We start from the raw sequence: 21,228 nt of genomic DNA, 5'->3' as shown, positions 1-21,228 counted from the left end.
ATGTCTAAAAGCGCACTGGACGCCGCGAACGCCTATGCCATGCCGCGCGTTGCAGAGAGCAGCAGTGACCGACTGACCGGTTTTCTCGGCGCCACAGTCCTGTTGATGCTGGGGCTGTTTGTCTTCAATCAGTTGAGCAAGGGTCGTGAGACCGCATCCATCGACGCGTTGATGGCGGAAACGCGCGCGCAGTTAGATGTCGCGCAGTCGCAGGCAGAGCAGGCGCGGCGTGAAGCCATGCAGGCGCAAGCGCAGGCGAGACGTGCGGAACAGCGCGCCGCCGTCAATGCGAGAGCGCCGGTCCGCCAAGCGGTTGCAATGAACAATGACGGCGCTCCCGGTCAGGCCAATCTGCGTTCGCCTGCGCTGGTGGTCGATAACAGCCGGGCCGGGACAGGCGGCGGCGGCGAGGCAGGCGATCCCGCAGGCGCGGTCGCCAATGCGGTGAACGGCCTGACCGCCTCTGACGTCTTTGCCCAGCGCGTTGGCGCCGCAGGACCGGAAACTGTCCGCGCCACGATGATCGAAGACATGTCGCGTGTTGTGCCGCAGGGCACAATTGTTTCAGGCGTTCTTGAAACTGCGATTAATTCAGACTTGCCGGGTTTCGCCCGCGCCATCGTTTCGGAAAACATCCGCAGCCTCGACAACCGCTTTGTCCTGATTCCGCGCGGCAGCCGGTTGATCGGTCAATATCGTTCGGGTCTCGCAGTGGGAGAATCACGCGCATTTGTCATCTGGACGCGATTATTGACGCCCGATGGCGTTTCCATCGAGCTTGCTTCGCCTGCGACGGACACGCTTGGGCGGGCGGGGTTAGACGGCAAGGTCAACCGCCATTTCTTCCAGCGTTTCGGGTCAGCAATCTTGCTCTCAGTCATCGATGTCGGCGCCAACGCGCTTATCTATGACAACAATTCGAGCATTGTCATCGGTTCAACTTCCGAGGCGCAGGCGGTGGCCGCGCAGGCCTTGTCGCAGCAGATCAACATCCCGCCCACGATCACCGTGAAGCAGGGAACGGAAATCCGCATCTTTCTCGCTCGCGATCTTTATTTCCCAACCTTCGATGAGGCGGGAGGGTTGCGGCCATGAGCAATGTGGAGCCCATTCCGGCGCCGGCCGAGCGCGATGTTTATCTAAAATCCTTTCTGAAACCGTTTGAGCGCTGGCTCGACGATCCGACTGTCACCGAGATTATGGTCAACCGTCCGGGCGAAGTCTGGATTGAACGTCAGGACGCAATTGGCTTTGAGCGCTTTGAAGATCCGGGCGTCAATGAACTCTTATTGCAGCGCCTTGCCGTGCAGATCGCCCGCGTCAGTCATCAGGCGATCAATAGGGAACAGCCCCTGCTTGCGGCTTCTCTGCCCTCTGGCGAGCGCATCCAGATTGCGGGCCCGCCTGCCGCTGGCGAGCATTGGGCGCTCGCAATTCGCCGCCACGTAACGAGCGACCTGACGCTTTCCGATTTTGGCGGCGCACATAACTTCGCGCAAGTCGCTATCGGGCGCGCGCATGGCCTTACCGAAACGGACCGGCGTCTAAAATCGCTGCTCGATGAAGGGCGGATTGAAGAGTTTCTGCGAAGCGCGGTGCGGGCGCGAAAGACGATGCTTGTTTCCGGCGGCACATCCACGGGCAAGACGAGCCTGATGAATGCGCTGTTGTGCGAAATTGACCATCAGGAGCGCATTATCACCGTCGAAGACGCCGCCGAATTGCGGCTTTCCCAGCCAAATCGCCTGAGCCTTTCCGCAGTGAAGGGCGAAATGGGGGAAGCGCGCATCAATATGATTGATCTTCTGGAGGCCGCGCTTAGAATGCGGCCGGATAGGATCATCCTGGGCGAGATCAGAGGCGTAGAAGCGGCCGCCTGGTTGCGCGCTATCAATACAGGCCATCCAGGTTCGATCACCACGGTGCACGCCGACAGCCCGGAAGGCGCGCTTGAACAATTGTCGCTAATGACGATGCAGGCGGGACTGCCTTTGAGTCGCGATGAAACTATTCGCTACATTAATTCAATTGTGGATACAATTATCCATGTCTCCCGTGTCGATGGCGCGCGCGTAATTGAACGCATCGTTTTCAAGCCAGATCCGCAAGTATAAACACACAATTTTGTAATGCTGACGAAGACGGGAAAATCGTCAGTCAGCATGCGGAATTGTCATACAGATTTAGACAAATTGCATGTCGTAAATTGACGGCCTCTTTTCCGCCCGCTGTTTATCTCGATGCTTGATTAGGTAAAGCGTACTGGGCGAAAGGGCATACCATGCGGGGCGTTTTTTCTTGCGTGACAGGTGCTGTTGCGAAGGGATCGTTGGCGGCGGTCCTGGCGCTGCTCATGTCGGCGTGTTTTGGCAGCGGAAGCGGTGATAATGACGCCGAGGCGCCGTCGACGCCGGTGACGCCGCCCACTGCGGTAGGCGACGTGATGACGAGCGCGGAAGCGGCGCGCTTTCTCTCGCAAGCGACGTTCGGTCCCGGCGAGGACGACATTGACGAGCTTGTTGCTATGGGCGTTTCCGCCTGGTTTCAGGCGGAGTTTTCAAAACCGCAGGAATCGATCCTGCAGGATGTTCTGATCAGCGAGCGCTCGGGTGAGGAGACGGGGCCCGGCGCCTTGTCGGAAGCCTTCTGGTCGCGCGCGATCCTGAGCGATGATCAGTTGCGTCAGCGTATGGGTTTTGCCTTGTCGCAGATTTTTGTCGCGTCCTTTAGCGATTCCGGGCTGGCCGAACGTCCGGTCGCGATGGCGAATTACATGGACATCATGTCCGCCGGCGGGCTCGGAAATTATCGCCAAACGCTGGAGAATGTGACCTACAGCCCGGCCATGGCGATCTTTCTGACCTATCTGCAAAATCAGAAAGCAGATGAAGAGCGTGAAGTCGTCCCCGATGAAAACTACGCGCGCGAGGTGATGCAGCTTTTCACAATCGGTCTTCTGGAGCTTCAGCCAAATGGTGACTTGCGCCTCGATGGCGGAGGCGACCCGATTGAAACCTATGACAATGTGGATGTAACGGAGCTTGCAAAAGTTTTCACTGGCCTGTCCTGGGCTGAGTCAGACAACTTTTTTAGCCGTGGCGAAACCGTTGGCGCTGAATACCTGCCTTTGGTGATGTTTGACGAACAGCATTCTGCCGAGCCGAAGAGCTTTCTCGGGACGAATATACCGGCAAACACGCCCGGCGAGCAGAGCATCGCCATGGCGCTTGATGCGCTTTATAATCATGCAAATACGCCCGCGTTTATTTCGCGGCAACTGATTCAGCGTCTTGTCACCAGCAACCCAAGCAGCGCATATGTGGGCCGTGTCGCCAACGCTTTTCGCAGCGGATCTTTTGCGCTTCCGGACGGTTCGGTTGCGGGGAATGGCGTCCGGGGCGATATGCGCGCGGTGGCGGCCGCTATCCTGCTCGATCCGGAAGCGCGAGATACGACCCGCGTCAACGATCCCGCTTTTGGTAAAATAAGGGAGCCGGTCCTGCGGTTCACCCATTGGGCGCGCGCCTTTGGAGTAGAGGATACGCGCACCGAGGACGCAGAAGTCCTGCGCAATACGGCGCGGCCGTCGACGCTTAATCAGCAAGCCTACCGTTCGCCATCGGTCTTCAATTTCTATCGTCCCGGATTCGTGGCGCCGGGGACGGTGAGCGCGGATCAGGGACTTGTGGCGCCGGAACTTCAGATCACGACAGGGTCCAGCATCACCGGTTACGCCAACTTCATGGAGAGCTTCATCTTCCGCGACAGTGAGAGCGTAAATTATGTCGCTGATTACACCGAAGAACTGGCGCTCGCGAATGATCCGGCGGCATTGGTCGACCATCTCGATGCAATTCTCACCTATGGGTCGCTGCGCGGGGAATCGCGCAGCCGCATCATCGCCGCCATCGAAGCGGCGGGCGGCGCGGGCGAGGAACAGCGGCAGCGCCGCGTCGGCCTCGCCATTCTGATGATGATGAACTCACCCGACTACATCACCCAACGCTAAATCCAAGGGGCGTATCATGCAGTCTTCGAGAAGACAGTTTCTGAAAACTTCTGCCGCGCTGGGGTTAGGCGGCGCAGCGGGGTTCATGAGCGACCTTCATCGCTTCAACGCCTTCGCCGCGGACACTGGCGGTTATCGCGCCCTGGTCTGCGTCTTCCTGTTCGGAGGGATGGACTGTCATGACACGGTCATGCCTTACGATACAGGCAGCTATAATCAATATGCCAGCATCCGCCGTGAGCTTTTTAACCGCTATGATAATCTGGACGGTGGTTCGACGCGCGAGCGTGACCGGCTGTTGCCGTTGACGCTCGCCAATGCGTCAGACTTCGGCGGCCGGCAGTTTGCCTTGCCGCCGGAACTCGGGCCGCTGCACGATCTGGTGGACGGCGGCAATGCTGCCATCATTTCCAATGTGGGGCCGCTGGTGGCGCCGGTGACGCGCGCTGAATATGAAGCGCGGTCGGCGCCGCTGCCGCCGCGGCTCTTTTCCCATAACGACCAGCAATCCACATGGATGGCCTCACAGCCAGAGGGCGCCCGGTTCGGCTGGGGCGGCCGGCTCGCCGACATCATGCTGGGGGCGAGCGCCAATCCCGACGCAACTTTCACAGTGATCTCAACCTCGGGGAATACGGTCTTTCTTTCTGGAGAGCTTGCCGGCCAGTTCGAGGTGGGTACGGGCGGCCCGCAGGATATTCGCGCCATCAGCAATGACTCATATCTGGGCTCCAATGCGCTGCCTGATCTGTATGAGTCGCATCTGCGCGCGCGCAATGAATCGCTCGCCAATTATCTTCAGCAGGATTACGCAAACGCCGTTGGCCGGTCCATCGACGCCAACCGGATATTGAGCGAGTCTTTCGACTTGCCAGCGCCGTTCACAACGCTCTTTCCGGAAACCGGTCTGGCCCAGCAGCTTCAGGTTGTCGCGCGCATTATCGCCTTGAGAGAAGTGCTCGGCGTCAGGCGCCAGGTGTTCTTTGTCGCAACCGGCGGTTTCGACACCCATTCAAATCAGGCGAATAGCATTCCCAATCTCCACGCCGGCATTGCCGGCGCCATGCGCGCTTTTTATGACGCCACGGTGGAAATGGGCGTCGCTAATGACGTTTCTTCATTCACTGCATCTGATTTCGGACGCACGCTCACCGTCAATCGTGACGGCACCGACCATGGCTGGGGCGCGCATCATTTTGTCGTTGGCGGCGGGGTTCAGGGCAACCGCATGTATGGGCAGTTTCCCCCTTCCGTGCTTGGTCACAATCAGGATTCCGGGAATGGCCGGCTGATCCCGACGACATCGGTGGACCAGTTCGCGGCGACATTCGGACGCTGGTTTGGTCTCAATGACACCGAACTCAACGACGCATTGCCGGGATTGAGCGGGTTTAGCGACACCGATCTCGGGTTTTTCGGCGGCGGCGTGGTCTGACCTGCGGTTCGCAGATCTCACGCAAGAAGCCATTTCAAGGGGCGATCCATGGTCATGAAAAATGCGCTTATGCTGGGGGCGGCGTGTCTCAGCCTTTCCTTCAGCGCCATCGCGGCGGAAGTTGAAACCGTAACGCCGGTCCCGGGACTACTGCGCGACCGGCCGCTTGAGGAGCTGGCGCAATGGCGCCGCCCATCAGCGGCGACCGCTATTGACGCGAGCGACTATGCCGACAATTACGCCAACGATGCAGGCGACGCATTTTTCTTTGCACCGGGCGTATGGGTCAATGCGCTTGATCTCAACGAACCACGCATCGTTATCCGTGGCTTCGCCGTGGGCAACAGCCAGCACCGTTCCAATGTCGTCGTTTTGCGTGACGGGTCGCCCATCACCGATGTGCATGGCGACACCAATATGGTGGAGGTTGATCTCCTTTCGGTAGCAAATATTGATGTGTATCGCGGCGGAGGCGGCGATCTCATGTATGGCGGCGATAATCTTGGCGGCGTCATCAACTTCACCTCGCCGACGGGACTCACGGCGCCGGGCCGGAGTCTGCGATTGGACGGCGGGTCCTCCATCGAGCTGAGTCCAGGCGGCCAGGGACATGCATCAGTCGCCGCGGCGAATGGAAACCTCGATTATTACATGGGCGTGACAGGCCGTTATGAGACCGGCTATCGCGATCACAGCCAGCGCATTTACGGTCATTTCAACGCCAATCTTGGGGTGCAATTGGGGCCCCAGGCGACAACGCGGTTTTTCTTTGAAGCGCTGCGCAGCGATGTTGAGTTCCCGGGGATGCTGACGCCGGAAGATGCGGCAGATGACCCGGTTCAGGCGCTTGAGGACGTGACGCTCGGACCGCTTTTCCCGGGCGGTCCAATCGTCTATCTCGCCGACGGAGCGGATGTTGATGAGCATGGCCGGACCGTTCTTTCCGCACGGGTCGCCAATGCGACCGCGTTCCGGCTTTTGGGCGTCGACTTTGATGCCGGTCTTCACTATGCGCGCCGCGATATTGATAATGCGCAGATCGACTATCTTGGCGTCCTTGAGGAAAAGGGCTCGGAATGGGGGGCGCGCCTGTCGGCGGAGCGGGCTTTCGCCCTGTTCGGCGTAGAAACCATGATCCGTATCGGCGGTGACTACGCGACGGGCTCGAAATCCTCAAACCGGTTTGAAAATATTGAGGGCGCTCCGGGCGATCTGTTGTTTGAAACAGACCTGACATCGAAGCGCCTCGCCGGTTTCGTGGAGGCGGCGGCGAACCCGTTGCGCAAGCTGGCGGTCAGTGTCGGTGCGAAGTTTACGAGAACCAAACGGCTTTTGACGGCGGATGGCGCCGACGAGGTCAGCGATCAGCGCACTTTTACTGGAGTGACGGCGAAAGGCGGCGTCACCTATCACCTGACCAAGGCGCTTCAGGTCTTCGCAAGCGCCGTACGGTCTTATGAGCCGCCGAGCATGGGCGAGCTTACCTCCGATGATCCCGAAGATCTTAACGGCCTGGGGGAGCAGGATACGTTTTCCTATGAGGCGGGCTTGCGCGGCCGGGTCAATGACTGGATCGGCTGGGACATCGCCTATTTCAACACGGATATTGAAAATGAGATCATCAATATCGACGAGCCGGAACAAAACGGCTTTGGCGGGCTTTACGCCAATGTCGCCAAGACGACGCATCGCGGCGTCGAAGCGGGCGTCGATATTAGTCTCTTTCCGGGGCGTTTTGCGCAGAGCGGGCATGCGCTGACGCTGCGCAATGTCTATAATCTCAATGATTTCAGCTTTGTGGATTCAAGCTTTCTCGGCGTCGACGGCAACAAGCTTGCGGGCGTGCCGACCCATGTCTATCGCGGCGAGCTGCGGTATGAGGCGACGGATCGCTGGTTTGCGGCGGTGAATGTGCAGATGGCTGGAGGCGATTACTTCGCCGATCACGAAAATGAGGTTTCGGCGCCCACCTATACGGTGGTTGGGTTCAGCGCTGGATTGCGGATGAGCGACAATATGGAGCTTTATGCGTCGGGTGAAAATCTCACCGACGTGAACTTCGCCGCCGGCCTGACGCCTGTTCTGGAGCAAAGCATTCAGCAGGGCCGCATCTTTTCACCCGGCGCAGGCGCCTCGATTTATGCGGGGCTCCGCTACCGCTTCTAGAGCAGGACGAGGCGCTCGCCCATTCATTAAGGGCGCCGCCTTCACTCCATCGCAGGAGCCTTTCTAGGCGTTAACGGTTTCAGTACCGAAGCCCTGCCGGCTTGAGCAGAAATTTCCCATCTTGGTTTTTCCTCATCGTGACAAGTAAATTTGCGAAAAATGTTTTATTGCCGGGGTGTTAGAGGCGGAAAAACCCGGTCTGGCCGGTCGGACATCCGACATACCGAGAAATGACTTTCAACGTCTTGCGAAATTTTTTGCTCAAAAATTCGCTATCAGTTTTCTCGCTTGCGACCGGGCATGCAGCAATATTGAAACATCGCAAGTGACTTCTCTTGTGGTGCTTCCACCGGTTTGCGAACGTGACGTCCTCCTTAAAGGGGTAGTGCGAACTCAATTTCAAGCCTTATCAATGGCTTGATTCTGGTAGCGCCGTTTTGTTGCGTTGCGGTATTTGTTTTTGCATTTGCGTAATCGCTGTTGTAGCGGCGCTACAGCGCAAAAAATCTTGCGTAAAAGGTTTTTTCGGCGGCGACAAAAAACCGTCCATATGCGGATTAATCGCAAATTCTCCCACGGCTGCGACAATATTGAAGGCCTCATGAAAGCAAGTCATGATGCGCGCACAGTCCGGGGGGATTTGTTATGCGCTGTCTAAAGAGATGCGCTTGGGCGTTGTATGTAAGCGCCATCGCTGCGGGTTTTCTAAGCTCCGCCGCCGGCGCCAGTGAGAGTTCGGAGCCGCCAGTGCTCGTCATGTACGAAAAAGTCGGGATGTCCGGGAAACAGGTCACTTTCAAGGGGCCCGTGGCCGATATTGATGTGCGCTTCCCATTTCACAGCAGCTCCGTGAAGTCAGGACGCTGGGAGATTTGCACCCGAAATGATTTCAAGGGCGCATGTATGGACGTTGGCGCCGGTGATGAGATTGTCAGCCTGAAAAAAGAGTTCGGTTTTTTCGCCCGCATCCGCTCGCTACGCCCACTCGGGGAGGCTGCTCCTGAGGCGGTGGCTGCGCAAGCTCCACAACAACCCGAGATAATTAGCGCGCCTGCCGCAGTGGCGGAGGCTGTCGCCGGCGCGACAGTTCGCCCGGTCGCCAGCGCTGAAGCGGTGTTGCGCGGCCACAGCGCGCATTTTTTCAAGACCCCGATGTTCGATGGCGAAACCATAGAGGCGGGTGACAAGGACGCGGTTCGGGAATTCTGCCAGGAGGCCGGGTTCGATGAAGTCGAGTTTGCAGATTTTGTGGTCAGTGAGGGCCGCCGCGTGGTCGGCGACCTCCTGTGCGCAGAGCCCCTTGGCAACCCTTAGGTAAGGGTTTGTAAAGGATATAATAACAACAAAGACGTTAACCAACTAATCTCAACGAAGGGAAGGGAAATATGAAAGCGAAACTCCCAACAACTTTAAGCCGGCGGGCTTCCGTACTGCTCAGTGCGTCTGTCGGGGCGCTGGCGATGACTGCGCCAGCCTTTGCACAGGACGAAGATCGCGGAGGTCTTGACCAGATCACGGTTACGGCGACCCGCAGCGAAACCAATCTTCAGGATACGCCGCTCGCCATTACGGCGGTGACCGCGGCGGCTTTTGAAGCGCGCGCCATGGACAGCATCGAAGATGTCGGCCGGCTTGTGCCGAACGCCAGCTTCGAGCAAGCCCAGGTTGCTTATGGCCGCGCCGTGACGGCCTACATTCGAGGCATCGGTCAGTATGATTTCAACCTCGCCTTCGAACCGGGCGTCGCCTTTTATGTCGACGATCAGTATTATGCGTTGCTGGCCGGTTCGGTGTTCGACCTTCTCGACATTGAGCGCGTCGAAGTGCTGCGCGGTCCGCAAGGCACCACCTTTGGCCGGAACGCCATTGGCGGCGCTGTAAACATCATCGCCAAAGAGCCTGGGCCGGAACCGGAAGCCTATATTGACGCCACCTATGGCGCCTTTAACCGCACCGACATCCGGGCTGGTTTCAACTATCCCCTATCGGATAATCTCTTCCTGCGTGTTTCAGGCGTTTCGAAGAGCCGCAAGGGTTATCAGGACCTTCTCGATTTCCGTTGCGCCATGTTCCAGAACGGCACCCCGGCGCTTGCGGGCGACTTCCCGTCGCTTGATCCATCAGGCGGATTCGCCAATCCTTCTGCCGGACCGACTTCTGGTGATGACTGTGTTCTCGACACTTATGGCGGTCAGGATGTTCAGGCGCTTCGCGGCGCCCTGAAATATGAAGGCGCTGGTTGGGATATCACCTTTACGGCTGACTACACCAACGACCAGTCCGAGCCGGTGGCTGACAAGCAGGTTCAGATCAATCCGATTGCCTCGACGGAAGCTTTGTCGGATCTGGTCTATGAACCGCTTTGGGGTATCCGCTATGATGAGCGCTTCCTCACGGATAGCCTCTACACCACATACGCGACTTATGCGGACCCGATTCCAGCAGGCAGTGAGTATCCGGCTGGCTGCGCGACCGACCCGATGGTCGATTGCACCTACTATAATGGGAGCGGTAATCGCGGCGGCGCCCAGTTGCCTCGCGAGGCGGTGATCGAGAATTTCGGGTTTGCGGCAAAGGTAAATGTTGAACTTACAGAAAATCTGAGCTTCACGCTTAACGCCGGGTATCGCGATGTGTTCACCACGGGCATCAACGATACGGATGGTTCGCCGCTCGGCATTCAGACCGTGAAGTCGGAGATCGACCACGAACAGTGGACGGTAGAACCACGCTTTAACTACAACAGCGAGTTCATGGACCTAACCCTCGGCGGCTTCTTCTATTCGTCGACAGGTCAGACAACATCGAACGTGTCGATTCCGTTCATCAATCTTCAGCAAAACGCCGTCATTGATTTCGATTCAACCGCGAAGGCGGTCTTTGCTCAAGGTGTTTTCCGTCCCTTTGGTCCACGCCTTGGCGTAACCCTCGGCGCCCGTTACTCGGATGACGAGAAAATCGTCGACTTTAATAACGGTTCGACGATTGATACGCAGGTTGTTGTCGCCAGCGACAATATCGACTGGCGCGCCGGCCTTGATTTCCAGGTGACGGACGTGGTCACCGTATACGGGTCAGCGGCTTCCGGTTATCGTCCAGGCGCCTTTAACCCGCGTCCGTTCCAGGCGTCTCAGCTTGTTGCGGTCGATCCTGAAGAGGCGGTTTCTTACGAACTCGGCTTCAAGGGCGACCTTTTTGAGAATACGATGCGCGTCAACTTGGCCGGTTTCTACACCGACTATAAGCAGCGCATCACGCCGGCGGGCGGCGCCGAGTGTATCGATAGCGGCACCACCGGCGACTGTGTCGTCCCGGGCGGTCAAAGCTATATCATCACGGGCGCGACCACCTCGACCTGTGTCGATGTTGGCAATGAAGGCTCGGTCAGCGGCACAGTTGCGGCTGTTGGCGTGACCTGTATTCCAAAAACCAACTACATCAACACGCCAGGCAAAGTGAAAGGCATCGAGGCCGAGCTTGACTGGCGTCCGGTGGAAGGCTTGTTCATCAACGCATCAGGCGGCTGGACCCAGTTCAACGCGCCTGAGCTTGAGAATAACCCGGCCATTGTCAACGAAGACCCGATTTTCGTTCCGGAGTGGACGGCGTCTGCGGGCGTCGCCTATGAGATCCCGGCGCCGGCGCTTGGCGGCTCTATTACGCCACGCGTCGACTGGTTCTACCAGTCTTCGATTGCCTTCAACTCAACGACGGCTATCGCATTCATTCCATCCCAGTCTGTCTTTAATGGCCGGGTCACTTATGTGAATGACGATGGCGACTTCCAGGTCGCAGTCGGCGCCACGAACCTTTTTGATAAAGAGTACTATCACAATATCTTCGACCTGACCGCCTTCGGTCAGCCGGGGACGGAAGGCCAGCCTGCGGCTCCGCGTGAGTGGTACATCCAGGTCAAGAAGAGCTTCTAAGGCGACGCAATTTAATTGCGAAGATCACCGCCGTCCCTCCCGGGGCGGCGGTTTTCTTTTGGGCGGCGCTCAGAACAAGGCGATCCTGTCACAAGAAAAAGTAAGCGCTAAACAGCTTTTATTGGGCGGCCGTTTCCTTTTCCGCGAGGTCGCGCGCTAGCGTGTTTACATAAGCGCGTATAGCCTCTGCGTCGTCATTGTTGAGATAGTCGCGAAAGCTCGCCATGCCGTTGTCTTCAAGCGCGCCGTCAATGACGATCGACCGCCAGGCATCCGCGTTTTGCATATAAGGTGTGCGGTTAAGCTCGGGGTTGGTCGGGCCGTTATGACAAATCGTGCAATAGGTGAAATATTTGTCCCGCCCCGTTTCAAGCTGCGCTTGTGTAAAGGCTTCGCCGGTCGGGGCGGGGGCGGGGCGCGCAATAGGTTCATAAGCTGGCAGTGACGCCTGGCCATTCAGTTTGAAGGCCATGACGATCCCGTTTGGCGGTATGAATTTGTTGCGGTCGTCGGGCGTGGCCATGCCCATGGAGCCGCCATAGCCGCCAAGAACCGCTACATATTGTTCGCCATTGACGCGATAGGTCGCTGGGCCCGCCATGATGCCGCGATGGCTCTGAAACGACCATAACGCCTCGCCATTATCGGCGCTGCGCGCTTCGAACTCGCCATTGGGAAGCCCTTCGAAAACCAGATTGCCGCCGGTGCTCAGCGTGCCGCCGTTCCATGGCCAATCCCGTTCTATGGTCCAGCGCGGTTCTTGGTTTACGGGATCCCAGGCGACGAGATAGCCTTTCTGCATGGCCTGCATTTGGGCGCGGCGTTCTTCCCGCGTGCCTTTCAGCTCGTCCGAGGCCGGCGGATCAGTAAAAGAAACGCCAGTGTTCCATCGCCCGGGATGAATTTCATAGTCATCATTATGTTCATAGACGAGCGGCACCGTCATGGCGGGAATGTAAACCAGACCGGTTTTAGGATTATAGCTCATCGGGTGCCAGGCGTGACCGCCGATGCCGCCGGGCAGCACCATTTGCGGGCCATCAAGATAACGGGCGTTCGCCGTTTCAATGGGCCGCCCGGTTTCAAGATCAATGCGTTCCGCCCAGTTCTGGTAGACATAGGGCTCGGCTGAAATCAGCTTTCCGTCTTTGCGGTCGATGACATAGAAAAAGCCGTTCTTCGGCGCCTGCATCAATACTTTTCTTGTTACGCCATCGATCTCGATCTCGAGCTCGGCGAGGGTGATCTGTTGCGTATTGGTGTAGTCCCATGTCTCGCCCGGGTTCGCCTGATAATGCCATTTGTAGGCGCCGGTATCGGGGTTGAGCGCAAGGATCGACGAGAGGAAAAGATTGTCGCCCTTGCCGTCCGAACGATATTCGTGATTCCAGGGCGCGCCGTTGCCGACCCCCACAAGCAGTTGATCGAACTCCTCGTCGTAAACGACAGAGTCCCAGACCGTGCCGCCGCCGCCCAGCGTCCACCATTCCCCATGCCAGGTTGGCAGAGCGAGCTCGGCCAGGGCCTCGTCGGAAGCTGCCCCGTCCGGACCATCCGCCGGATTGCCGGGCACAGTGTAGAACCGCCAGACAAGCGCGCCGGTCTCCGCATCATAGGCAGAGACATAACCCCTGACGCCAAGCTCGGCGCCGGAATTGCCGATGATGATCTTTCCTTTGACGGCGCGCGGCGCCATCGTAATGGTGTAAGGCTTTTCCTGATCGACCGTGATCTTTTCCCAGACCTTCGCGCCGGTTGCGGCGTCAAGAGCGATCAGGCGGCCGTCAATCGTCCCCACATAGACTTTGCCGTTCCAGACCGCGACGCCGCGATTAACGACATCGCAGCAGGCATGCGCCGCCTTGGCGCCGATATTCTCCGGATCGAACCTCCACAGAACCTTCCCCGTCGCGGCATCCAGCGCCATTACTTTTGACCATGCGGTGGAGATATACATGACGCCGTCGACAATAATCGGCGTCGCTTCCTGACCGCGATTAGTGTCGAGCTCAATCGCCCACGCAAGCCCCAGTGCATCGATGTTGTCGTCATTGATCTGATCGAGCGGCGAATAACGCTGTTCCGCATAGCTGCGGCCATAGGAAAGCCAGTTGTCGAGATCGTCAGCCGCATTGGCGAGGCGATCCGCATCGACGGCGGCGAAGGGCGGCGGATCGGTTTTTGCGCGCCCGGCGACCGCGGTTTCTGTTGAGGCCGGCGCAGATTGTTCCGGGCTGCCTCCGCAAGCGGCCAAACTGGCGACGGACAAGATGAAGAAAATTGTTCTGGTGCGCCCCATGTCTGCCGCCTCTTCGAATTGAGAGGAAAGGCTACCCTGTTGCGCGCCGGGCTTTCAATCTGAACGCGCGCCGCCCTGCGTTCACCGAAAGGAACGAATTCGTTCTTGGTGCGACGGCTGGGAAGGCGTGAAATATGCTTGAATAAGTCCGGAACGCGGTTGCTTGCTGCATCGCAATACCGGCAGGCGATATGTTTTTAAGTGAACCGCGCTTTATGTCTTGGGTTGCACGTTGAAGGGATAGGAACTCTTTATGGCGCTTGACCGCCCTTTCGATCCGGAAACAAAGGTAGTCTCGCGATCGTCGCGCCCGGATATTATTGAACGCGGCTGCGATATCTGCGTCGTCGGGTCCGGCGCCTCAGGCATGTCAGCGGCGATAGAGGCTGCGCGCGCCGGGCGCGATGTGATCCTCATAGACGGGTTGCCGTCTCTCGGCGGGCAGGCCGTGAATTCCATCATCGGCATGTTCTGTGGTCTCTACTCCCCTGGAGACAATGGCCGCCAGCTTACTCATGGCGTCGCCGATGAATTGTTGGAGGAGCTTGGCGCCTCTGGAGATCTCACGGTTGTCGGCGGCGGAGTCATGAAAGTCGCCATGTATGATGAGGTGGCGCTGGGGCGCTGGGTTGAAAGAAAGATTCTCGAAGCAGGCGTCACGCCGCTAAGCGGCGCAATCATACGCAAGGTCAATCGCGACGGACGGCGCGTTACATCCATTGACGCTTCGACACGCCATGGCGATGTGCGCGTCAAGGCAGATGCTTTTATCGATGCAACCGGCGATGCGGCGATCACATGGGAGTCTGGATTCGATTGTCGCGTGCACAAGAACGGCCAGGTCTATGGCTCGCAAATGCTGGTTATCGAAAACTTCGACGACGATAAACGTCCCGGCTGGGAAGAAATGGCGGCGAGCATTCGCGACAAGGGCGGCGATTACGGCATGATGCGCCGCGACGGTTTTGCGTTGCGGTATCCGGGCCGCGACGTCGCCATTGTAAACATGACGCATATCGAAACGCCGCTTGATCCATTTGAAGCGGCGGAAAAACAGATTGACGGCAAGGATCAGGCTGACCGGACACTGGTGTTCTTGCGCAACGAGTTTCCCGAAGCCTTCAGCAAAGCGAAAATCCGCGCCTATGGGCTACCGGGTATTCGCCAGACGCGTTGGATTGTCGGCACGCACCACCTGACCATCGACGAAGTGCGCGCCGGGAAAAAATTCGATGACGCCATTGCGCGGTGTTCATGGCCGCTGGAACAACATCACAACCGCGAAGGTTATGTCTGGGAAGTGTTTGACGAAGACCACGTTCACACGGTGCCGCTGGGGTCGATCACCGTCGCCGGCGCGGATAATCTATGTGCGGTAGGTCGTTGCATCGATGCGGATTCCGCAGCGCTTTCTTCGGTGCGCGTCATGGGCCCGTGCATCGCCATGGGCGCTGCAGCGGCGCATGCGCTTGATCTCGCCGGTTCGGGCAGCGTGCATCAGATTGATATGAGCGCGCTTAAACAACGCATTCGTCATAATCTTGAAGACTAGACGATGCAGCCAGGGTCGCCTCAAATTTTTGACGTCTCGGCTTTCATGGATGGCCGCAAACTGACGTCTTTCAACATTCGTCTCATCATTCTGTCGTGGCTCATCACATTCTGCGACGGCCTCGACATGATGATGATCGCCTACACAGCGCCCTATATCGCGGAAGGGATGGCGCTCGACCGTACGGCGCTCGGCAATGTGTTCAGCGCGGGGCTCCTCGGCACCATGCTTGGCGCTTTCGGGTTCGCCTATCTCGGCGATTTGCTGGGGCGGCGTATTTCCATAGTCGCTGCCGCAATCGCCTTCGGCATCCTGACCTTTGCAACCGGTTTTGCACAAAACTACGAACAGCTTATCGCGCTTCGATTTCTTGACGGGCTTGCGTTAGGCGGCATGCTGCCGCTCGCCTGGGCGTTGAACATCGAATATGCGCCGAAACGCCTGCGCGCGACGGTCGTAACGCTGATTATGGTTGGTTATTCCGTCGGCACCACGATGGCGGGACCAATCACCAATTGGATAGCGCCGGGTTTTGGCTGGCAGGGCGTCTATTTCTTTGCCGGCGCGACGACTCTCGCTTGCGCGGCCGGGCTCTTTTTTAATCTTCCTGAATCCATTCGTTTTCTTGTCGCCAAAAAACGCGGCAATGAACAGATTGCATCTATCCTCAACAAGCTTGAGCCTTCCGCCAAGATAAGTGCTGCGTCAGAATTCGTGCTCACGGATGAGCCGGAGGTCAAGAAGTCCTTCCGTCTGACACAGCTCTTCGAAGGACGACTCGCTTTTATCACGCCGCTGATCTGGCTCGGTTTCGCCATGTCGACGCTCACCGTGTTTCTTCATGCGAGCTGGGGGCCGATCATTCTTGAAAATCTCGACGTGCCGCGAAAAACCGCCGCCTGGATCCAGTCCGCCGCGGCGCTTGCCGGCGCGGCTGCAGGCATGTCGCTGATGCGCTTCACGGATCGTTTGGGGCCGCGCGCGATTGCGGCGTTCCCGACCGCCAGCCTGCCGGTCCTTTTGGTCATGGGTGTTGCCCCCTTGCCGACGCCGCTGTTTCTTTTCCTTAACGTGCTGGTCGTGGCGCTGATTTCCGGCGGCCATTACGGCATATTGAGTATCACCAGCATCTATTACCCGACGGCGATCCGCGCCAATGGCGGCGGGTGGGCGTCTTCTGTGGCGAAGCTTGGCGGTGTCCTCGGTCCCATCCTCGGCGGGGTCTTTCTGTCGAGCGGCCTGCCAGTGATTCAGGTCTTCTTGTTCATGATGATCGGCCCCGTCATTCTGGCGTTTTGCGTCATCGGGATTGCCGCCATTGTGGGCGCTGCAGGCGAACAGGTAAAAGGAGGCGCGGATGCTCCGGCTAACGTCTGAAGAAGAGGAAATGGCGGGCGGCGCGCGCGGTAAAGCCGCCGAAAAAGCCATGGACCTCCTGATCCGCTACGCCAATGCGCTAGGCGCCGAGCGGTTTGTGGAGACAAATAACGTCGCCGGCGTGCCGGGGTCGGCGCATCAATGGCTGAAAGATCAATATAAAAATGATGGCGGCGATTACCGCGCCGTCTTCTGCAAATTCGATCTGGATGCGAACGAAGTCTTCGATATTCCGGTGATGACCGGCAATGCCTGCCATTTGCAAGGCGGCATGGACCCGGAACTCTGGCGCGAGCAGGGCTATTCGCCGGAAGCCTTCGCGAACGCCGAGAGCGATGAGAAAAACACTGCAGCCCTGAATATCCGAAATTTGAAAACCTGCACGCCCTATCTCGCCGGCAATGAGCCGAAATTCGGCGAGCATTGCGCGTGGATGGAAAGCTCGGCCGTTGTCTATTGCAATTCCGTTCTCGGCGCACGCACGAATACGGAAGGGCGCGAGTCGACAAGCGCCGCCATGATCACCCATCGCATTCCTGACTGGGGCTTTCACCGCGACGAGTTCCGCCTGGGCGATCACCTTGTCGAAGTTGATGTTCGGGTGAACGACATTTTCGAATGGGGAATGCTCGGTTATTATATTGGTGAAATTGTGCAGGAGGAAATTCCCGTCATTGACGGCGCGATTTCCAATGCTGGCCTGATTGAACTGAAACACTTCGGCGCCGCCGCGGCGTCTTCGGGCGGCGTGGAGATGTATCATCTGGTGGGTGTCACGCCGGAGGCGCCTGTCCGTGAAAAGGCGTTCGGCGGCAAGACGATCAAAAGCCGTATTCGCTACGGCGCTGACGAACGCAGAAAAACCTATGAAAATCTCAATATTCGCGGGAAGTCGACGGATGTTGATTACGTCATGCTGGGTTGCCCCCATGCCGCCATTGACCAGCTTGAGACGGCGGCGCGCCTTCTCGACGGAAAAAAACTGAATGACGGCACCGCGCTTTGGATCTTCACGTCACGCTATGTGAAGACGCAAGCTCAGGCCAAAGGGTATGTGGATGTCATCAAAAAGGCGGGCGGTCTTGTGATGACTGACACCTGTTCAGCGATCGCCCAGAGCATTCCGAAAGGGACGAAAGTCGCAGCGCTGGATAGCGCAAAGCAAACTCATTATCTGCCGGCCTTTATGGGCATTGAAGCCTGGTTCGGCACGACGGAAGATTGCATCAACGCCGCGCTCTCCGGCAAATGGCAAGGAGAGCTTTCATGAGCGCGTCGCGACTCGCTGAACCCATTATCATCCGGGGACGCGGCATTGTGCCGGGCGTTGCAGAGGCGGAAGCGCTCGTCACGCGCGAAACGATTTCCGGCTGGGGCGGCGTCAATCCCATGAAGGGTGAGATCATCGAAACCCGCCATGAACTTGTGGGACAGAGTTTTGCCGGGAAAGTTCTTCTGTTTCGGGGCGCCAAAGGCTCCTCCGGCTGGTCGGCGATTTTTCACTTCTCGCGGCTCGCGGGTGTGGCGCCTGCGGCGATGCTGTTTGTCGACATGACGGCGAAAGTTGCGCTCGGCGCCGTCGTCACTCATGCGCCAACGGTGACTGATTTTGATATTGATCCTTTTTCCGTCATCGAAACCGGCGACCGGGTGCGCGTCGATGGCGGCAACGGCATTGTGGAAGTGTGGAAGAGATAGACGCCGGAAAACGGTGCATCGAAAGCCAGGGAGGAAGGCATGACGGCGGATATACAAACGGCGGCGCCTCAAGAGGAATCCGATTTTTCATTTAGAAAGATGAAGATCGCCTTTGCGATTCTGGTCGGCACATTGTTCGGCTCCTCGATCCTTCCTTTCATGGCGATCATGCTTTTGACCCTGCCTATGACCGAAGAATTTGGGTGGTCGCGCACGCAATTTTCCGGCGGTCTCACGGCGATGATGCTTGTTGGCGGGTGTTCAGCGCCTTTCCTGGGCCGGATGGTGGACAAGATCGGCGCGCGCATGATGATCATTTGCGGCACGTTCATAGTCGGCTTGATAACCATGGCGATGTCCCAGCAGGACGGTTCGCTCTGGCAATTTTATTTCGGTTTTGCGGTGCTTGGTTTTGCAGGCACGACCGCGATTGGTTACGGGAAAATTATTGGCGCGCTATTTAACAAGCATCGCGGCAAGGCGCTGGCGATTTTCGGCGTTGAGTCGAGCATTGCGGGCATGTTCGCGCCAAAGCTCATCCAGTTTCTGATTGATGGCTATGGCTGGCGCGGCATGTTTGTTGGGCTTGGCATTATCATTCTATCTGTCATCCCAATTCTTCTCCTGTTGCTGAAAGAGCCGGAGGCGCCGAAAATTCCTGATGCGGCGCCGGGCGCGGAGGCAGGGGAAGCGCCGGGGCTGACGCCGATGCAAGCGATGAAAACGCGCGACTTCTGGTTCATTCTCCTCGCCAGCGTCATTGCGATGGCGCCGGCGATGGGCCTGCAGCCGCATCTCATACCCTTTATTCTGTCGCGCGGCATCAGCATCGATACAGCTGTCTGGATGGCGACGCTGTCGCAGTTCGCTATGGGTGTCGGGACGATTGCCGGCGGATTTCTGATGGACAAATTTGAAACCGCCAAGGTTGCGGCGCCTTTCAGCGCCATGACGGCGCTTGGCCTGTTGTTCTATTTGTTCCTGGGCGCAGGGACCATGGGTTTTTCGTTCCTACTGCTCGCAACGATCTTCATCGGATTTTCCGGCGGCGCCAAACGGCCCATGGGCACAGTGTTCCAGTTGCGTTTCTTCGGCTTGAAGTCTTTTGGGTCACTTATAGGCATTCAAACCCCGTTTCAAACATTCTGCATGGGCGTCTCGCCGCTGCTGGTGGGCATGTATTTCGATAAATACGGCAATTACGATCTGGTCTTTGTCATTCTGTCTGTCCTCATGGCGATTACCTTCCTGTTGTATTGGTTCCTTGGGAAATATCGCTTCACGCAGGATTTGACACCGGTCGAAAGGCAGACGCCTGTGGGAGCCATGACAGGCGCCAACGCCGCCATGAAACAGGGAGGCGCATAGTCGCTTATGACCGATGCTTCTGTTGCGCCTTCAAACACTTCAGTGGTCCATCCACCAAAGAGTCCGCCGGTAAGTCCCGTTCGCGCATGGTGGGCGATCTTCATCTTCACTGTCGCGTTGATGTTCAACTTCCTTGACCGGCAATTGCTGACCTTGCTGATCACGCCGATCAAGGCGGATCTCAAGCTTTCCGACACACAGATTTCGATTCTTGTCGGCTTCATGTTTGTTCTCTTCTATATCAGCGTCGGCATTCCCATTTCCCGGCTGGTGGACCGCGGTCCGCGCAAATGGATTATTGGCGCCGGGATTGCGTTCTGGTCGTTGATGACGGCGTGTTGCGGGCTTGCACAGAATTTCTGGCAACTTGCTATTGCGCGTATGGGTGTCGGCGTCGGTGAAAGCTGCAACGGACCCGCCACTTATTCCATGACGGCGGATATGTTTCCGCGAGAAAAACTCGCGCGGCCGATCTCCATCATCAATATCGGGATGGTCATGGGTTCTGGCATGGCGTTGCTGGTTGGCGGTTATCTGATTGTCTGGCTTACAGAGCTTGGTCCGCAGAGTTTTCCAATCGTCGGAACCTTGAAACCCTGGCAGATGACCTTCGTCATTGTTGGCCTGCCGGGGATGCTTTGGGCGTTGCTCATGGTGATGACCGTGCCTGAGCCGCCGCGCAAGGATGCGGGAACCGGCGCCGTCACGCCGTCATTTGCAAAAGTGCTCGGCTTTTTGAAGCTATGGAGCCCAGCCTATTTCGCGATGTTTGTCGCCGCTGGCGTTAAATCCATGTTGAGTTTCGGCAACGCTGTCTGGTCGCCGGCGTTTTTCGAGCGCAGTTTTGGTTACGCCCCGGGCGAGCCGGGGCCCATTCTCGGCGCTATCGCTCTGGTCGTGGCGCCGCTAGGACTGTTGATCGGAGGCCAGGCGGCCACATGGCTCGCTGCGAAAGGTCATGACGACGCCAATATGCGCATCGTGTTATGGGTGTCGCTGTTGCTTGTGCCGCTGGCGATACTCTACCCGCTTGCGCCGACGGCGTGGATGGCGTTCACGCTATATGGCGCGACGCTGTTTCTGGGTTCCCTAGGTGCAGGACCAGCGAACGCCGCCATTCAGGTGATCACGCCGGGGCGTATGCGCGGCACGGTGTCTGCGCTCTATATCGCTGTCTTTAATGTGATGGGCTACGGCGCCGGGCCGCTTATCGTCGCCTTGATGACGGATAATATTTTCAAAAATGAAGCAATGCTTGGAAGCTCCATGGCGGTCGCCGCTGCGACCCTCGGGCCGATTGGTCTTTTCCTGAGCTGGAAAGCCTTAAAGCCATATGCCCGCGCGGTTGTTGCGGCGCGCGAGCGCGATGACTAGAGCCGCCTCAAACGCGGACAG

General features: G+C 57.9%; 14 protein-coding genes. 13 read left to right on the top strand and 1 reads right to left on the bottom strand.

Translation table 11 applies throughout. The features are described from left to right. From virB10 to ACFOOP_RS00640, 7 genes are all read left to right on the top strand, one after another. Positions 1–1,095: a type IV secretion system protein VirB10 gene (gene virB10, locus ACFOOP_RS00670; RefSeq protein ID WP_379878702.1), complete on the top strand. Its 1,095-nt coding sequence runs from the start codon at positions 1–3 to the stop codon at positions 1,093–1,095. Continuing rightward, a complete protein-coding gene (virB11, locus tag ACFOOP_RS00665) occupies positions 1,092–2,114 on the top strand; it encodes a P-type DNA transfer ATPase VirB11 (RefSeq protein ID WP_379878700.1) in 1,023 nt (340 codons plus the stop codon). The genes virB10 and virB11 overlap by 4 nt, the downstream gene beginning before the upstream one ends. Positions 2,115–2,281: 167 nt before the next feature. Next, the gene (locus ACFOOP_RS00660; RefSeq protein ID WP_379878698.1) at positions 2,282–4,009 is read left to right on the top strand and encodes a DUF1800 domain-containing protein; all 1,728 of its coding nucleotides are present in this window, start codon (positions 2,282–2,284) and stop codon (positions 4,007–4,009) included. 16 nt (positions 4,010–4,025) lie between these two features. Next, positions 4,026–5,444, top strand: a complete 1,419-nt coding sequence (locus ACFOOP_RS00655) for a DUF1501 domain-containing protein (RefSeq protein ID WP_379878696.1) — start codon at positions 4,026–4,028, stop codon at positions 5,442–5,444. Between the two features lie 54 nt (positions 5,445–5,498). Next, positions 5,499–7,610: a TonB-dependent receptor family protein gene (locus tag ACFOOP_RS00650; protein WP_379878694.1), complete on the top strand. Its 2,112-nt coding sequence runs from the start codon at positions 5,499–5,501 to the stop codon at positions 7,608–7,610. 675 nt (positions 7,611–8,285) lie between these two features. Next, positions 8,286–8,924, top strand: a complete 639-nt coding sequence (locus ACFOOP_RS00645) for a beta/gamma crystallin-related protein (RefSeq protein WP_379878692.1) — start codon at positions 8,286–8,288, stop codon at positions 8,922–8,924. A gap of 71 nt (positions 8,925–8,995) precedes the next feature. Further along, on the top strand, positions 8,996–11,539 hold the full coding sequence (locus ACFOOP_RS00640; protein WP_379878690.1) for a TonB-dependent receptor: 2,544 nt from the start codon (positions 8,996–8,998) through the stop codon (positions 11,537–11,539). 118 nt (positions 11,540–11,657) lie between these two features. Here ACFOOP_RS00640 and ACFOOP_RS00635 read toward each other — a convergent pair whose 3' ends face one another. Beyond that, the gene (locus ACFOOP_RS00635; RefSeq protein ID WP_379878689.1) at positions 11,658–13,838 is read right to left on the bottom strand and encodes a PQQ-dependent dehydrogenase, methanol/ethanol family; all 2,181 of its coding nucleotides are present in this window, start codon (positions 13,836–13,838) and stop codon (positions 11,658–11,660) included. A gap of 253 nt (positions 13,839–14,091) precedes the next feature. Between ACFOOP_RS00635 and ACFOOP_RS00630 the strand changes: the two genes are divergently transcribed. Genes ACFOOP_RS00630 through ACFOOP_RS00605 form a run of 6 tightly spaced genes read left to right on the top strand, consistent with a single transcriptional unit; the run spans position 14,092 to position 21,207 of the window. After that, positions 14,092–15,390, top strand: a complete 1,299-nt coding sequence (locus ACFOOP_RS00630; protein ID WP_379878687.1) for an FAD-dependent oxidoreductase — start codon at positions 14,092–14,094, stop codon at positions 15,388–15,390. 3 nt (positions 15,391–15,393) lie between these two features. After that, on the top strand, positions 15,394–16,767 hold the full coding sequence (locus tag ACFOOP_RS00625) for an MFS transporter (protein WP_379878685.1): 1,374 nt from the start codon (positions 15,394–15,396) through the stop codon (positions 16,765–16,767). After that, entirely contained in the window at positions 16,748–18,037 is a 1,290-nt protein-coding gene (locus ACFOOP_RS00620; protein WP_379878683.1) for an aconitase X, read from the top strand. The genes ACFOOP_RS00625 and ACFOOP_RS00620 overlap by 20 nt, the downstream gene beginning before the upstream one ends. Beyond that, positions 18,034–18,465: an aconitase X swivel domain-containing protein gene (locus ACFOOP_RS00615; protein ID WP_379878681.1), complete on the top strand. Its 432-nt coding sequence runs from the start codon at positions 18,034–18,036 to the stop codon at positions 18,463–18,465. The genes ACFOOP_RS00620 and ACFOOP_RS00615 overlap by 4 nt, the downstream gene beginning before the upstream one ends. A gap of 39 nt (positions 18,466–18,504) precedes the next feature. Further along, positions 18,505–19,833, top strand: a complete 1,329-nt coding sequence (locus tag ACFOOP_RS00610; protein WP_379878679.1) for an MFS transporter — start codon at positions 18,505–18,507, stop codon at positions 19,831–19,833. A 6-nt stretch (positions 19,834–19,839) separates the two neighbouring features. Next, the gene (locus ACFOOP_RS00605; protein ID WP_379878677.1) at positions 19,840–21,207 is read left to right on the top strand and encodes a spinster family MFS transporter; all 1,368 of its coding nucleotides are present in this window, start codon (positions 19,840–19,842) and stop codon (positions 21,205–21,207) included. Positions 21,208–21,228 lie beyond the last annotated feature (21 nt).

The organism is Hyphococcus aureus, assembly GCF_042643165.1.
Taxonomy (GTDB): Bacteria; Pseudomonadota; Alphaproteobacteria; order Caulobacterales; family Parvularculaceae; genus Hyphococcus; species Hyphococcus aureus.
The sequence above is the reverse complement of the archived record's forward strand: the minus strand, read 5'-3'. Positions and strand labels throughout refer to the sequence as shown.

What these genes read in the sequence shown, in the direction of transcription:
- virB11 (WP_379878700.1), top strand. Translation starts at nt 1,092, where the DNA reads ATGAGCAATGTGGAGCCCATTCCGGCGCCGGCCGAGCGCGATGTTTAT.
- ACFOOP_RS00660 (WP_379878698.1), top strand. Translation starts at nt 2,282, where the DNA reads ATGCGGGGCGTTTTTTCTTGCGTGACAGGTGCTGTTGCGAAGGGATCG.
- ACFOOP_RS00640 (WP_379878690.1), top strand. Translation starts at nt 8,996, where the DNA reads ATGAAAGCGAAACTCCCAACAACTTTAAGCCGGCGGGCTTCCGTACTG.
- ACFOOP_RS00610 (WP_379878679.1), top strand. Translation starts at nt 18,505, where the DNA reads ATGACGGCGGATATACAAACGGCGGCGCCTCAAGAGGAATCCGATTTT.
- ACFOOP_RS00655 (WP_379878696.1), top strand. Translation starts at nt 4,026, where the DNA reads ATGCAGTCTTCGAGAAGACAGTTTCTGAAAACTTCTGCCGCGCTGGGG.
- virB10 (WP_379878702.1), top strand. Translation starts at nt 1, where the DNA reads ATGTCTAAAAGCGCACTGGACGCCGCGAACGCCTATGCCATGCCGCGC.
- ACFOOP_RS00635 (WP_379878689.1), bottom strand. Translation starts at nt 13,838, where the DNA reads ATGGGGCGCACCAGAACAATTTTCTTCATCTTGTCCGTCGCCAGTTTG.
- ACFOOP_RS00620 (WP_379878683.1), top strand. Translation starts at nt 16,748, where the DNA reads ATGCTCCGGCTAACGTCTGAAGAAGAGGAAATGGCGGGCGGCGCGCGC.
- ACFOOP_RS00650 (WP_379878694.1), top strand. Translation starts at nt 5,499, where the DNA reads ATGAAAAATGCGCTTATGCTGGGGGCGGCGTGTCTCAGCCTTTCCTTC.
- ACFOOP_RS00625 (WP_379878685.1), top strand. Translation starts at nt 15,394, where the DNA reads ATGCAGCCAGGGTCGCCTCAAATTTTTGACGTCTCGGCTTTCATGGAT.
- ACFOOP_RS00630 (WP_379878687.1), top strand. Translation starts at nt 14,092, where the DNA reads ATGGCGCTTGACCGCCCTTTCGATCCGGAAACAAAGGTAGTCTCGCGA.
- ACFOOP_RS00605 (WP_379878677.1), top strand. Translation starts at nt 19,840, where the DNA reads ATGACCGATGCTTCTGTTGCGCCTTCAAACACTTCAGTGGTCCATCCA.
- ACFOOP_RS00615 (WP_379878681.1), top strand. Translation starts at nt 18,034, where the DNA reads ATGAGCGCGTCGCGACTCGCTGAACCCATTATCATCCGGGGACGCGGC.